At 42.4% G+C, this 15637-nt stretch carries 7 protein-coding genes; all 7 read right to left on the reverse strand.

From position 1 onward, the window contains the following. Positions 1–14: 14 nt before the first annotated feature. The 7 genes from KTO63_RS02425 to KTO63_RS02455 all read right to left on the reverse strand — a co-directional run bounded on the left by KTO63_RS02425 (position 15) and on the right by KTO63_RS02455 (position 15626). Positions 15–3278: a SusC/RagA family TonB-linked outer membrane protein gene (locus KTO63_RS02425; RefSeq protein WP_217789531.1), complete on the reverse strand. Its 3264-nt coding sequence runs from the start codon at positions 3276–3278 to the stop codon at positions 15–17. Positions 3279–3295: 17 nt separating this feature from the next. Next, positions 3296–5557, reverse strand: coding sequence for a fasciclin domain-containing protein (locus KTO63_RS02430; protein ID WP_217789532.1), 2262 nt, complete (start codon positions 5555–5557; stop codon positions 3296–3298). A gap of 643 nt (positions 5558–6200) precedes the next feature. Next, positions 6201–9860, reverse strand: a complete 3660-nt coding sequence (locus KTO63_RS02435) for a DUF4450 domain-containing protein (RefSeq protein WP_217789533.1) — start codon at positions 9858–9860, stop codon at positions 6201–6203. 89 nt (positions 9861–9949) lie between these two features. Then, entirely contained in the window at positions 9950–12790 is a 2841-nt protein-coding gene (locus tag KTO63_RS02440; protein ID WP_232372992.1) for a glycosyl hydrolase, read from the reverse strand. A gap of 53 nt (positions 12791–12843) precedes the next feature. Beyond that, positions 12844–14049: an oligogalacturonate lyase family protein gene (locus tag KTO63_RS02445; RefSeq protein WP_217789534.1), complete on the reverse strand. Its 1206-nt coding sequence runs from the start codon at positions 14047–14049 to the stop codon at positions 12844–12846. An 8-nt stretch (positions 14050–14057) separates the two neighbouring features. Continuing rightward, positions 14058–14852, reverse strand: a complete 795-nt coding sequence (locus KTO63_RS02450) for a polysaccharide deacetylase family protein (RefSeq protein WP_217789535.1) — start codon at positions 14850–14852, stop codon at positions 14058–14060. 366 nt (positions 14853–15218) lie between these two features. Beyond that, a complete protein-coding gene (locus KTO63_RS02455; protein WP_217789536.1) occupies positions 15219–15626 on the reverse strand; it encodes a hypothetical protein in 408 nt (135 codons plus the stop codon). Positions 15627–15637 lie beyond the last annotated feature (11 nt).

The following is a 15637-nucleotide window of genomic DNA, read 5'->3' on the forward strand; positions in this document are numbered from 1 at the left end:
TTGAAGTATTTTAATTAGAAAGAAGCAGTCAACCCGAGTGTGAATGTTTTCACCGGCGGCGTCATCGCCTTATCAGTTGCCACACGGAACGGATCCGCACCACGCATGTTCACTTCAGGGTCCTGTCCTCTATAAGTTGTCCATGTAAACATGTTTTCCGCTGTCAGGTAAGTACTCAGGTTTTTAATCTTCAACTTGTCAGTTATTTTCTTGGTAAAAGTGTAACGCAATGTTGCGGTTCTGAAACGAAGGAAAGAACCATCCTGCACGTACCTGTCAGAACCCAACCAGTTGTAGCCTGTCTGGTACAATGCACGCGGAATATCTGTTACATCACCTGGTTGTCTCCATCTTCTCAACACTGCTGTACTTTGGTTGTCGTAGTAGTACATATTTGTGCTCGCCATTTCCGTACCGTTGATGATATCATATTTGTAACGGAAGTTGAAGAATGTAGAAAGTCTAAGGGTGTTTTTATACCCGATGTTAAATCCGAAACCACCTGTAAACATTGGATTACTATTGCCGAGGTACACGATATCACGGTAGTCAATGTTACCATCGTGATTCACGTCTTTATATTTCGCATCACCAGGCTGAAAGGTATAGTCTGTTGTAGGATAGTTGAAGCGCATATATACATTCTCGCCCTTTGGAGAAACGATCTGTTCGCCTTTTTCATTTCTTGCAACCGTTGCATCCAAATCTTTATAAACGCCTTCGTATTTAAATCCGTAGAAAGAACCAAACGGATTGTTCACCTGCATGTATGTTTTGTACTGTCCGTTTTGTGTAATGTTTCCTTTTTCCAACGGATAGAATTCTGATATTTCACGGATAACGTTTTCGTTACGTGCTATATTGAAATTTACATCTACTGTCCAGTTTTTTGTTTTTAAAGGAGTGGTGATTACACCCAACTCCCAGCCCTGGTTATCCATCGTGCCCACGTTCATGTCCACATTGTTGAAACCATTGATGGACGCGATCTGCAAACCATAGAACAACAAATCTTTTGTGCGGTTTCTGTAAAACTCAACATCGATATTCACCCTGTTTTTAAACATGACAAGGTTAATCCCGGCGTTTTGTCCAACTACAGTTTCCCATCTTAATTGATTCAGCTGCATGTTAGAGGAATATACACCCGCCTGGTTAAGATAGTTCCATGCAAAGTTGTTATAGGTGTTATAGAATGAGTAATCATTCTTAGGTGCGTTACCGCTGCGACCGTAGCTTAAGCGGAAACTTAAATCATCCAGTTTGTTTCTGAAACGCTGCATAAACGATTCGCCTGACACGCGCCATCTTCCTGAAATAGAAGGAAACAAACCATAGCGACTATTGGCAGAAAGCCTTGAATTACCGTCACCGCGAACACCTACGTTGATGATATAGCGATCAAGGTAGCCGTATTGAGCATTGAGCAAAGCGCCCACACTCCTTGACTGTTTTGTTGAGGACGACAAGTTAGAACCTGTGCTTGTCGCGCGAGAAGGCACTGATGGATCTTGCAAATCAGAAGATGCAGTGTTGCTTGTTTGTGCCTGGTACACCACAACCTTGTTATCAGAGGTCATGACATTGAACAACCCTACCAGCGAATGTCTTGGGCTTTTAAACTGTGGTGTATACACCAAACTTGTTTTCGTTTGCACACCGAAGGCATCGTTATCGCCATCATATGCTCTGTTTACAACCGCCTCTGTCCATGGTCTTCCCGTTGCAACCTGTGGAAGGAAACTTTTATTTTTTGTGTTGCTTATATCGAATTGCACATCTGCAGTAAGCATCCAGATGTTAGGCACCAAATTATACTGGATGTTGAATTTAGGAATAACTCTTTCCGTGATCACATTGTTGGTGGCTTTGCTTGCCATTGCCAAAATGTTGTACGTTCCCGGATATTGTCCTTGAATATTTGCAGCCGGTGAAAAATAGTTTGGAGTCAGGTTTCCGTATTCATCATATTCATAAATGCTTTGGTTAGGCATTTTGATATAACTGATGTTGCGCAACACATCCGAGTAGTTCTTGTTGTTTTCAGTATGCGCATAAGAAAGGTCAGTTCTGATCTTTATTCTTTCAGAAACGTTGTAGTCAAGGTTGATCCTTGTACTGATCCTGTTAAGATCTGTACCAAGTGTAACACCTTTCTGATCGAAGTAACCCAATGACGCATAATACCGCGCTTTGTCGCCACCTCCTGTCAGAGAAATGTTGTGATCCTGAATAGTTCCGTTACGTGATATCGCGCCGATCCAATCTGTATTGTTGCTGTAGTTATAATACCAGTAAGGATCGTTTGGATCAAACTTAAATTCATTCACTGTTTGTGTATTCAAAGGAATACCGTTTCTGTTCATGTACTCTTCCGGAATCAGGGTAGAATACTGATCACCAGTCAACATTGGAAGCGGTTTTGCTTTTGCAGAAAGTGATCCTTTAAATGTGTAGGTTAAAGAAGGTTTGCCTTTAGCACCTCTTTTTGTAGTGATCACCAAAACGCCGTTTGCTGCACGTGAGCCCCATACTGCAGTAGCAGCGGCATCCTTCAAAATGGTGATGTCTTTAATGTCTGAAGGTGCAATGTTTAACAAGGATGCGTAGCCCTGGTCATCTGCCGTACCGAAGTTAAAGTCAGACGGAACCTGTGTTTCATAGGGCATTCCATCTACCACTATCAATGGATCGTTCGAGGCGTTGATAGATGATGTACCCCTGATGCGTATCTGCATGCCCGCGCCCGGATCACCTGAGTTCGCAGAGATGTCCACACCTGGCATACGGCCCTGCAATGCCTGATCAATAGATGAAGCCTGCATCTCTTCCATCTCTTTTGCATTGATCTTGGATGCAGCTATCGTTAGGTTTTTTTCCGCAATGGGCAACATACCATTGTCTATTCTCTTCTGCCCCACTACCACAACTTCTTCAATTTCTTTGGAACTTGATTCCATTGAGATATTAAAGACCTTTCTTCCATTGATTGACAGTTCTTCAACAGTTTTATAACCGATGATGGAAAAGCTGATCTTATTTTTTGTATTGGAAATATGTATCGCGAAGTTCCCTTCCACATCCGTGCTCACACCACGTATGATACGCTTGTCAGCATCTACTTCCGTAACGGACACACCGTGAATCGGGCGACCCTTTTTATCTACCACCTTTCCCGTTACTGTAACAGATGTTGTTGCGTTCTGAGCATACAATCCCACCGTTACCAATAGCAGCAAGGCCAAGCAGTACAGTTTTTTGGTTAAAAGAATTTTCATACAAATAATTATGGGGATTAGTTGTCGTTATACTTTAAGTAGTTATCAATGAGGTGTATCACGCAGCGGCTGGAAAGGTTGTTGCTTTTTGATACAATCACGTTGGCGGCACGATTGTAGTTATCAATCACCGATAATGCATCCGGGCTATTTACAACAGTCATCTTAAGATTATTACCCAATGCGTTTTGGTAAAACGAATCAAACACACCTGATGAAATGCCATCCGGCACAACTGTGTGACCAAAAAGGAAATGATACTGCAAGAATTTTCTCACCAGGTTCTTACCTGGTTCATCGGTGGGGTTAAAGTTGGGAGCTTTATTAGGAGCCGTACCTGTGCCTGGCAATAATCCATCATTCACGGCTTGTGTTATTGCTGCATTGGTTGGGATGAACACTGTTGAAAAGCCTGTCAATCCATTAATATCTGAAGTTGTGCTGTTATAAACCGCAACGCTGTTGCTGAGGTATTGCCAAAAATAATTGTAATCGGAAGTAGTACTTGTACCAAGGTTTTTAATATGATAGCCAACAGGCTTATCGGTATAGATTGGAATTTGGTTGATGAAATATACTTTACCATTTACCGCCGTTTTCACACTATCCACATTTGCCATTAAACCGGCATCCTGCAAGCCAGCAGTCACAATTTTGTTATTGTTGTATTTTATATAATCTCCTTCTGTACCCGCATCACCCGATCTCACAATGTCTGCACCCGAAAGATCTTCCATCATTTCTCTGAATGGATCGAAGAATACGCAGGTCTTTGTGATACGTGTCAATTTATCATCAACGCCATTGGTAGTAGCACTTCCGCCGGCAGGCGTGTATTCAAACTGGCTCTTGGAAACATTGTAACTATAACCTGCAGCTGCCCAAACATTATCCGGAATCATCAGCATGTTTACAGGCACATTGGATTTTGCCACTAATAATTTAAGGCCGGTGAAATTCAGCAAACGCGTCATCATCGTGTATTTCGGATTCAGGTATGCCTTGCTGAATACGGTACTAAATACATCTGGCTCTTCTACTTTATTGGTACCATACAGGATACCGTTGCTCAGTACTTTTCTGTCAAAAATATCTGTGTATGGATCGAAGCGCGGGGGCTCGCTGAATTTGTTACGTGTTACGGCGAACTTTGTTGGCCAAACAGCAGTAGCAAACAAATGCGCATTCAGGAAGTCTGCAATGATATCCACAGGCATCTGATCCAATGATGGATAGTATTCGCACAAAACCGTTTTCACATATTTATCAACTGCTTCGTTTTTGGGAATGAACATTGTCCAGCAATCTTTTTGTCCGTCGTTGTCTTCTTCTTTTGTAAAATTTTCATTGTTAGGTGCGTAGGACAAAAGATTGGAGTAGACTTTTACAAACACTGAATCTCCTTTACCTGACAGTACCTGGTAACGGTGTGTCGCGTCTGCATTGTAAATAAACTGCACCATATTGTTTACATACAAACGATTCAGTATGGCACGGAAGCTGCTGTACTCGGGCTTTGCAGCGATGTATTCATCGATGCTTTGCAATGGAGTGATCACTTTATCCACTTCATGTATGATGCCATTTTCTGCAACGATGTCTTGCGTAAGAACCGCTGCCTGAGCGACATTAAAACCTTTGTATTCTGATTCAGGATAAAAATATCTGTAGTCTTCGGCAGTAAGATTATTTGCCTTGAAGTAATCATCAGTGAAATAAGTGAGGTACTTATTGTTGAAATCCTCGCTGATATAATTACCATCCAAAGCGCCTTTGCTATTTCTGTTGTTGGCTGTTGCAACAATGGATTTGTTGTTCAGACCAATGTCGTTGTAGAAGCCTGTGTAATAAGCGGTACGTCTTCTGAAAGCCGCTGACGGCGTCCATCCTGCGTTGTTGGCTGTTGCCTGGTAATCATCCAGCCTGTCCTTTTTAAATGCATTGTACACTAGTAAATATTGCACCATTGCACGAGCCGTTACAGAATCGAGCACATCTACACCAGCAATGCCTTTTTCTTTAAAGAACTTTTGAAATGCATCGTCATTGGGTGCGAAGAATGTCCAGTAACCAGCTGCACCAAGTGTTTGTTTATAACCTGACTTATCGATCAAAGCCAGCAAGCTCTTAAACCTGCCAAAGCTCTCCAACTGCTGGTAGATAGGCGGTTGTAAATTATCCGGACGCCCATAATAGGCATCCCATTCTTTTTTGCGGCAATTGGCAAACAGCAATGTAGCGGCAACAAAAATGCAAACTCTTTGTAGCGTTTTATTCATATGACCTTTAATGTGGTTGTGAATAGCAAAGACAAGGAAGTGACTATACCACCTGCAACAGCGGATAGCAAACAACTATAAAGTCAGGAAACAAATTACTTACACGCCGGGGCGCATCGAGCAATTATCAACTGTCCTGATGACTTTTATGAGCAATAAAAATGTGGATTTTCTTACGTTGCCGGGAATGTGGCATACGCACTTTTGAATTTGTAATAGTGGTAACGTACATGGCAGTGTCGTTTTGGGTGATAGAGAGAAACGAAGGCTTACAGCATTCCTTTCAATTATAAAATTAACCGGATATTTCCTTTAACTATCCTGACCCATCCTGAGATTTTGGTATTTGTCTTACAAAAACGGCAATTACATTGATTTTATATGAATTCTACCTGATTATTTTTAAGATCGACAAATTAACGATAGCGGGTAGACATCAATGTTATTGAAAGAAAGTCGGCAATTCGGTGTATCAATTTGTCTTATTACCGATGACGGTTGAAAAGCAGTGCAACCCTGCTTCTGTGCGACGAGGCTTCGGCAAGCTCAGCCTGACAGCGTAAATGAAGTGTCAGGCTGAGCTTGTCGAAGCCTCGTTATTATTTCAGCGACATGCATTCTGGCTTTGATGCTCCGCCATAAATTAACGCACAAGCGTTGCACTCATCAATCCAATCACTACATCATTTGCAATAGCCGTTACCGTAAGTGAAGCCAACTCCTTTGAAGCATTCAGCGGTAAATCCAGCACTGTAGCGGCTCCGCCTTCAATGGCCATGTTGCTGAAACCTTTGATGCCTTTATAATTATCGTAATCATTCGTCACCAACCCTGTTGCAAGGTGGACACGAACGGGCCTTACCCGGCTTGCATAAAACGCATGACCATCAATGTAAAAGTCTTGTTCTATCGGCAACCAGTTCGTTGGATTTTCGAGACGCAGGGAGTCTGCAGAACCATCTGTATATCGAATGACTACGCTCCCATTCGTCAATCTCGTTTGCATTGGATTGGTGGAACCGGCCATAAGCAGATAAACCTGCGAAGCCTTGCCACTCAATGGAACTTTTATGCTCTTGGGATAGTTATCCCACTGTGAAGTAAACGCGATATTGTTAAGCGCCGGCGAAGACGGAGTTGACAAAGGAATATTGTTAGCAATGGTAATTTCATTCTGACTACCCGCCTTGCCGCGTAATCCGGCGTCATTAATAATTGGGTTTATCATCGGATAACACCAGTTGCCAATGCCCTGGTAGGGTAATTGCAAAGTTGTTGTATTTGGGCGTGGCGATTCGTATTTGTTTTTGAAAATGTTCGTCACCTTATCATTGAACACAGCGGACAGATCAAGTTTTTCGTAGCGTTTGCTGGCATCCTGGCTCACGTTCCAGTTCTGAATATTCTTTTCAATAACAAATTTTCCTGCTGCTATTCTTACTTTGTTCGAGCCATATACCAAACACTTTTCCGGTACGGTTATCACCGATGACGTTGCTAATCTTTGCAAATTAATTTGTGTGGAAAACACATTATTTACTGTTACCGACACAACCTGATCGTTTGTAAAATTTTGTATTGCAAACGAAATTTCTTTTTTATACTCAGCTGTTGAATCAAGCAGAACAATGGGTTCGTTGATTGTAAGATCAATTGGTTCCCACCATTGCATAATGCCTTGCTTCAATTGCACAAAGAAAGTTTTATTTCCGCTGGAGGTCCTAACAACAGCATTCAATGTGTTTCCATTTATTTTGGCATCTTTCAAAACTTGCTGAGGATCATGGATGGCAATTGCGTTTGCCGTCCTAAAATTTACTGCAAATGACTCCCCTTGTTGCCCGGATGTGTTGCCAGATGTTTGATACAATTCACTCCCCTTCCATTTTATTTCAATACTATGTTTGTCGTTCCTGCCCCCTGCAATTTCAATGAAAGCATTGCCCACTGCGTCGCCAACTACTTTCCATGCAGCTTTTTTGCCATTTACTTTTACATAAGCAACATCATCTTTTAAACTCTGCAACTGCAATAGAATGCTTGTCGCCTTTGTATGTTGAATTGAATAAGAAACTACATCTCCCCTTCTTGCAAAACTGATATTAATGTCAGGTGTTTTGATAGAAGCATTGTTCCATACCTTCGGAAAGCCGGGCCTGATAATGGTTTGACCGTTCAGTGCATCTGGTGTAATACCAAACAAGCCCTCGATTAAGGATCGTGCCGCCATGCCTATTGGATCGGCAAAATCCCTGTACAGTTCGCCGCGCATGGCATCATAGAAAGACAACTGCTGAAAATTTGCAGGCGATATGCCAAGATACATGCTTTCAATCAAGGCGCTTTTCCATAAACGAAATGCAGCTTCATTTCTCCCGCCTTGCCAGTATGCAAGCGATGTATGCAGGTTTTCCGCCAGCACTACGTTGTTTAGCGACCAGTCGTATGGTTGCCAGTTTGTGGTTGCCAGTAGCTCACAGCTAGTTTCCATACCTTTGGCAACAACGGGAATGTGCGGTATTTCATTGTCAACATAACGCAACAATTGATACGACTGAAAAGCATCAGGAACGCCTTCGTCTATTGCGTGATATACTGTCCAAAGGCCCGCGGATGGATGCACCAACTGCTGCCCCATTTTGTCTTTGTATTCAGCGAACCAACCTTTGTCATTCAGCCAAAGATGCGCTTGCATTGCCTTCCATATTTTGTCTGCTTCGTTCTTGTAGGGCGTTGCATCTTTTCCTATCATTCCCGAAAGCATTGCTGCAGTTTTGTTTGCCCTGTAGTTATACGCGGAAGAATGCGTAACGCCGCCACCGCTATATTGCAGGGCATCGCTTGCCCATATGCATGCGTATGCGTCATACAGCCCATCTCCATCTGCATCAAAATTTCTCTTTTCCCATGCGAGGTGACGCTCAAGCAATGGCCACATTTCTCTTACATAATTGGTGTCACCGGTGTAGTTGAAATGATTCAGGAGCTCATCAATGAAGACCAAATTCATGTCGTAGTGATGTGGCCGTTTATCGCCACCGGGATTGCGACTGATATAGCCACTGCTGAACATGGACGTCCCCATTTTTTCCAATTGCCTTGCAATGTTCAGTGCGGTGTCTGCAACAACCTGCGCCTGCAACGGTTCAGTAACCTGCGATAAAGCATAACTGCTAAAATGCGTTCTTGCCCTGTCGTGCCAACCAAGCGGATCGGCGGCATACGGCCCGCGCCATGCATTCAATCTCATGCGCCATGCAACGGCTCCGTGCATATAGGAAGGATTCTCCCAAATACCATCTGCTGCAATACTTAATGCTCCGCCTACAGCATTGATATAAGGATCAGGCGTATTGACCACAATACGATCTGCAATTGATTTTCTTTTTACTTCCGCATCCGCAAATACTTTTGGCAACGTATTGTAAACAGGTAACGCGCCTGCATCATTGTTTTGCAACAAGAAGTAAGCAGCATTATTGGAAATATTCATTGTACCATAGATCAACGGAGCTTCTGCCGATTCTTTTTTTATCAATTGTAACGGGGATTGCTGCTGCAACGCATCACCTTTGATCAATGTCATTTCCTCAGGAAAAATACCAGCGATACTTTTTACCGGATTCTTTTTATTGTCGCTTTCCTTTTTTGTATTGGAAAGGTGTTGCACTTCATAACGCTCTTCTTCTGTCAACACTTTCCCGGAACCATACAATAAGCTGAAGGCATTTTTTTGGATATTAAATGAATTGTCTTTGCAATATGCGGGTTGTAAATAAAATGACGATTCAGGATCGGCACCGATGTCACCATCGCGTGAAAACTTTTTGCCGGTAGCACCTCCATATACGCCAACAAGTTTGCAATCTTTCAACGCTTTGCTGCTGTTGACTTTCACGACCATCCCTTCTTTATCTGCCAGTGGCAATACCGTAATATACAGCACTGCATCACTCAGCAAATCATCTTTCACTTCGTACAACATAGATCCGGGTCTGTAGATGGCTTTAATATTTTTTGCCGCTATCAGCCACATGCTGCTATCACCTTTTATCAATCCCAACTTGAGGTTACCCCCCATGCCGGGCATGTACATGGCAAATTCTGGAAGATCACCTGCTTCTACGCGAAACGCGGTATTGGTTCCGTACAACGCACGGTTAAATCTGTAAGTACCATTCTCGGTTACAAAATCATTCCCCTGAGGTTGGTAATGAACGGTACGCACCTTATTGTGCCAGCTTTGCTGCGCAACTGTAGCTTGCGTCACCAGAAATAAAATGCCGTATACTAAATGTTTCATGAAATCGCGTTGTGTTTGTAGAGACAAGGCATTGCGTTGTCTGCGTTGGGCCGTATGAAATAAAATCAAGACAAGGCGGTGCCTTGTCTCTACCTAAGAACCGCCATCGGTATTAATGTTACATTGCTCAACAATCCTGATGGAAGCGGACTCCAGTTTTCTGCTGTAAACAATCCGTCAGCGCCTTTATTGGTCGCCTTTCTCGCAGGAAAATTGATATTGTAAAACACCTTATAATTCTCGTGATTCTTCTCCATATCAATAATCCTGTTCGCCATCGTGTTGGCTACTTTTATTTGCAGTGTATTTTTTTGCTGCAGTGCATTTGCGTCGATCACAACACTAAATACAGGACCAATCAGCGTCGCGATTTTTTTACCATTCAAAAATACTTCGGCGTTGTCGCGCACAGCACCCAAATCAAGCGACCATTTCTTTGCTGTTCCTTTTGGTTTTGCGAAATTAGTAGTGTATGATGCAGTGCCGGAAAACTTCTTCACCTCTTCTCCGGGAAGGTTTGTCCACGATTGTAATTGTTGTATTATCACATCCTTTGGCAATACCGGACCGCCTTCTACAAAATGCAATTTCCACGAACCATTGATCACTACAGCATCTCCCGCTGCTTTAAAATATTCATATTGATTGCCAGTTAATGTCTGCGATGCTGTTTGCAGCAACAGGCTTTCACCTTTTTGCATTTGTACGTACGCACTGAGCGTCCCATCGGAATTTTGCCTTGTTCTTGCTATTCCTGCTTTTTCGGTCATGGCGTTGTAAAGAACAGCGTTGCTTGCATTTGTTGCCAGGTTTATCCAACCCTCATAAGCTTTTGTTGCTTTGTTGGCAATGAAATATAGACTGCCTGTCTCATTCTTTTTCCTGATATAAGAAAGACTGTCGTTTGCCAATGTTTCCTTGCGAATACGAGCATAGTCGAGTAGTTGCAATACATCATTGCCTATTATAAATTGACCATTTCCTATGCTTGCTTTTTGCACATTGCCATCGTTGATAAAATGCAGTGAAGCAATGGACTGTTTGTAATCCGCTTGTCGTTCTGCTAGTTTTTCCATACCAGGCACATCTTCCGGAAGACCTTTGTACACAAGTATCGTAGCGCCTTGTGAAGCAAGTTTCATTAATTGCTGCCATGTTTCTAACGGAATCAATTTAGCGTTTGGCAGAATGATCGTTTTGTATTTCGACTTGCCTGTCAGCAATTCATTTCCTTCATTCCTTAGGTTCAGTAATTGCTTGTCGGAAATATAATCAAACGCATACCCATGGTCAATCATGGTTTCTGCATTCTCTTTAAACCCTGTGCCTTTGAATTCTTTGTCTATTGCATCAAAATGTTTTAACAGTGCACCTCCTGTTTTTGATATAATGTCTGTGAACGGATAATACAACAGCACGTCATTATCAGGCGTACTGTTTTGTAAAAATGACTGGCAGTGCGCAATGTAATTGTTGAGCGTCGAAAAATCATTCCAGAAGGGATTAGCGGGTTGAAAATGCACAGAGGCATAAAACAACCATCCCGGAAATGGAGCCTTTGCGGGAGAATAGTTTAGTCCGTGATAAAACACATGGTTTATGCCGCCGACAAAATAATTGTCTATCGCTTGTTTTACATCGCCTAATGTTGATACGAAATGTTCATCGAGCCATGTGGCCGACTCTGAAGAGATCAGGGGTTTTCCTGTTACGTTGCCCGCTGAGGACGCAACTTTGAATCGCAACAATTCTGTTCCTTCTGTTTCTGGAATGTCGATTGCACTATAGAGGTCCAATATGTTTGCAGGCGAACCATGTGCCTGGTTGCGCACCAGCTTGCCTTTCTGTGCACTCCACGTGTGCCATGCTTTGGTGTAATTCTCATAGATCAGGTCATTGACCGTTAGCCTGTAATCATAGATGACCCTGCTGTTTAGCTCTTCTTTGTCTTTGCCGAATAATGCGGGCAGATAATTTCTCAAATCATACCCTCTTCTCTTTTGAAACTCGCTGAGAAAATCAGGTGTCCAGCTTGCCTGCCCGGTTGCGTCATCTACTTCATAGGAGTCGTTGAAGAAGGCACGCAACGATGACAGATCGTGTCCTTTAAATGACTCATCAAATTTACCAAGATAATGATCGATGGCCTTAAGCGAAAAGTGATCCATCGCGTATCCTTCACCACCTGGTGCGGCACGTTCTACCATTTTGCCATGTAGCGATTGAAACAATGCATAAATGGTCCATGAACCTTTTGGTGCAGTCCAATTCAAATCGCCTGCTGTGTTTAGTTTATCGGTAAGATTGATTTGTTGTCCGTCGTTGCTGTAAGCCATTACCAGCGTTGCAGGAAAACTGCCGGGGAATTTTATTTGGTCCAGTGCAAGTGCCTGCAGGTTTGTGTTGCTGTACACCGGATTTTTCACATCTTCCATTTTCACTTTATCCTGTCCGGCAAAACGCAGCAATGGTTCTTGTTGAAAGAATATCTTCTCATGAAGTGTTTGTCCTTCTGTAAGTGTATAGGTTTTATAATTGATTGTTTTCGCTGCATTATCTTCATGGATCCACGGACCTCCAAATGGCCAGCCGGTGCCATTCGCCATATCTATTCCAAGGTTTAACTTTTTCCCTTCGCCCAGTGTATGATCCAGCATCTGCATCCATTCGGGACTCAGGAAATTCAACCATTGCTTCTCCGTTCCTTTCACTCCATAGATGGGCACTATTTCAAGTCCACCCAAGCCTGCTTTTGCGTATTGCTGCATTACAGTTGTAAGGTCGCTCTTGTTTACCGCACTACCTTCCCACCACCATCTCGTCCATGGTTTATTGGTTTGCGTAATAGCCGGCCACTTTACCTGCGCATCTGCAACGCCTGTTGCACAAAGCATTCCCGCTACACAAAGGGACTTGAATATATTGTTCATCGTTTTGGCTGTCTGGTTGTTGTTATGGTTTTTATGGGTCTGAATTCCCAAAACTACTTTGTCTCCGCAATTTCTACAGCGTACACATTTTGTTTGCCTTCAAAATTTGCACGGAAAATAATCCATTTATTGTCCGGTGAAAAATGCACGTTGGGTTCCAGTTTGTAATTGTGGTTTTTCATGTTAACCAAACGGGTGGATTTGAAATGATCGCCCTCAGGTGTAAACAAATAAATCCACATCCCATCTTTTGCTTTGGCCACCTGGCTTTCATTGCCTCCATCTCCCGCAAACAATTGCTGGTCATGTGAAATGGTAAAGTGAATGCTCCATTCATCACGGGTAAGTCTATACTTTTGCTCTTCGCCTGTTTTTACATTTGTACCACCTACAAAAAAGTTTTCACTACGAGGCATTTGCAGATCGTACCAAATGATTTTCCCGTCTGGTTGAAACCATTCATGGCCGGCAATTTCCATGTTCATGGTACGTTTGTGCATTAGCTTTACTTCTTTTGTGTTTACATCTATCGTCCATATCCTGTCCACTTTGTGCCATGGGCCTTCATGGCAAAACATCAGCAATGACGGGTCCTTCGAAGAGAATTGCACGTGGTTCAACCAAGCCGTATCTGAAAAAACCTTTTTCAATTCTCCCTTCTTAATGTCGATCACAAACAAAGTTCTTTTCAATTTGGATTCATAGATGCGGTTGAAGTAATCGTGCTTCTCCGGATATTTTTTACTAATCTCTTTTTCTTCGTCGGTCGCCCATGCGCCACCCAGCAATGTTTCATCTGCGTTCAGGGTAGTGATGCTTGCTTTGAAATCGGCCGGAAAAACAAAGAGCAATTTCGTTTGTTTTGTAATGGTGTTGGTCGCATATACACTATCTCCGGTTTGATAATAAATGTTGCCGGTCTTTGCACCCGCTATTTCTCCATTGATCTTGCCGCCCTGGCTGGTAATCTTTTCTGTTTGCAATGTTTTTAGATCAACCGTATATGCCTGGCGACCATTGCGGCCACTATTGTAGTACACCATTCTATTTCCAATAAAGGGATTGTTGTGAAAATAGAAACTGCTGTTGGAACCTTCCGTCCGCGTGAGTTTAACTACTTTATGATGCGTGTCCTTATCGATCCATTCATCAGGCATTTGCTGGCCGCCTGTTTCCATAAGCTGTTGTGCCGTTGCACTCGCGGCGGTCAACAATGAAACAGTTATTGCCGTTGCAGTAAGTAATTTTATTTGATTCATGGTTGTTGTTATTTTGTTTTGAGGGACCAATCAGGTTTAATGGTGTCAAGCGCCTGCTGTATGTTGATGTATTTTGCCAGATCCTTTAATGCAATGACTTTGTAATGATGTTTGTGGAGATATTTCATGTATACTTCAAACAATTCCGGCGGTGTGGTTACCCAATCATGCGCATAGTCAGGAACACCGTGAATGGTGAGCACTACGACCTTTCCATCCTTTGCAAGTTTAATGGCGTCGATCACTTTTTGTTGATCAGTGCCGCTGGTGCTAAAGCTTGGAATGAGGTAAGGATGATCTTTGAGGGGATCATACACGCGACTTCCGCCCGCGCGTGCAAACAGATAACCGCGATCTCCTAATATCTTCAAAGTCGCGGCACGCGTGTCATAGCCCGGATACGCAAAACTCTGCAGCTTTGGAATGTGCAGTGAATCGCATTTACTTTCGACATAGCTTAGTTGCTCATTCGCTTCAGCATCCTGCATTTTATTTACGTGCTTGTGTGTGCGGGTGTGGTTGCCTATTTCAAAACCCATGTCCGACAATGCCTGTATTTGTTGCCAATTCATGTATTTGGTTGTGTCTGAAAAGTCCGGAGGAAATTCACAAACAAAGAAACTGGCGCCAAAACCATATTTCTTTAAGATCGGTGCAACGTAATTGTAGTGGCTCTTTGCCGCATCATCGAATGTAAGCACAACAAGCTTATCAGGGATTTTTTTATTAATGATCTGTGCCATGCCGGAAGCATGAGTAAAGAGCATGGTGAAAGAAATAAGTAATATTCTTTTGGCAAACATAAGGCTATTAAGGGTCAATCGTTTTTTAAGGTGTGGTATGATGATGCGCTAAGGTGGTAATAGTTTTGCCGGATGCCTATTTGCTCATTTTAGTGCAAACATTCAATAGCAAAAGAAAACTTTGCGCTTCAGTTGTAGGCTGCACAGTTTTCAACAAAAGCAAAACAGGAACAAAGGATATTTCATTTTTCATGCGACGTCAATTTTAATCAATTCTGCATAAGCCTTAAAGTTATGATACGAGAGGTCATAACTGTCCCGATCTATCCTGATGAATAAGAACTTGGGTAGATTTTAAATTTAACCGGAAGATTTGACAGAGGCTTAGAGGTTGTTTCGGTGTAGCAGAACCAGTCAACTCTGAGTCTACAATTTAATTATGGTATCTAAATCTTCGTCTTTTAATGAACTATAAACCTTTAACGCATCGTTCAATAAACTCTCATAGTTGTTTTCTATAAATTCTAAATCAACGTGTTCCACTATTTGGATCTTTTTAAAGTGTCTCCGCTTATTTTCATCAAATGATTTGGTAATGTAGAATGTAAAAGTATAAAGACCGGGAGTATCATTAAACAAGAACCCGATATTACCATGATAACGACCATCTTTACAAGTAAAGTCCAAGCCAAGGATATCCGCTAAGTACTTCGTTGTAAGTTTGTATTTATTGCCCGACAACCCCAGTTCAAACGGCTGCCGAAGCAACGCTATACGTTCATACAATTGGTCAAAATCTTTGCTGGTAATGTTTGAATATATTATGTAAGACATATGGTTTGAAA

This window comes from Pinibacter aurantiacus (assembly GCF_019130065.1).
GTDB classification, from domain to species: Bacteria; Bacteroidota; Bacteroidia; order Chitinophagales; family Chitinophagaceae; genus Pinibacter; species Pinibacter aurantiacus.

Bases quoted from the DNA above. Each gene is read 5' to 3' on its own strand.
- KTO63_RS02455 (WP_217789536.1), bottom strand. From the start codon at position 15,626: ATGTCTTACATAATATATTCAAACATTACCAGCAAAGATTTTGACCAA.
- KTO63_RS02430 (WP_217789532.1), bottom strand. From the start codon at position 5,557: ATGAATAAAACGCTACAAAGAGTTTGCATTTTTGTTGCCGCTACATTG.
- KTO63_RS02445 (WP_217789534.1), bottom strand. From the start codon at position 14,049: ATGAATCAAATAAAATTACTTACTGCAACGGCAATAACTGTTTCATTG.
- KTO63_RS02425 (WP_217789531.1), bottom strand. From the start codon at position 3,278: ATGAAAATTCTTTTAACCAAAAAACTGTACTGCTTGGCCTTGCTGCTA.
- KTO63_RS02450 (WP_217789535.1), bottom strand. From the start codon at position 14,852: ATGTTTGCCAAAAGAATATTACTTATTTCTTTCACCATGCTCTTTACT.
- KTO63_RS02440 (WP_232372992.1), bottom strand. From the start codon at position 12,790: ATGAACAATATATTCAAGTCCCTTTGTGTAGCGGGAATGCTTTGTGCA.
- KTO63_RS02435 (WP_217789533.1), bottom strand. From the start codon at position 9,860: ATGAAACATTTAGTATACGGCATTTTATTTCTGGTGACGCAAGCTACA.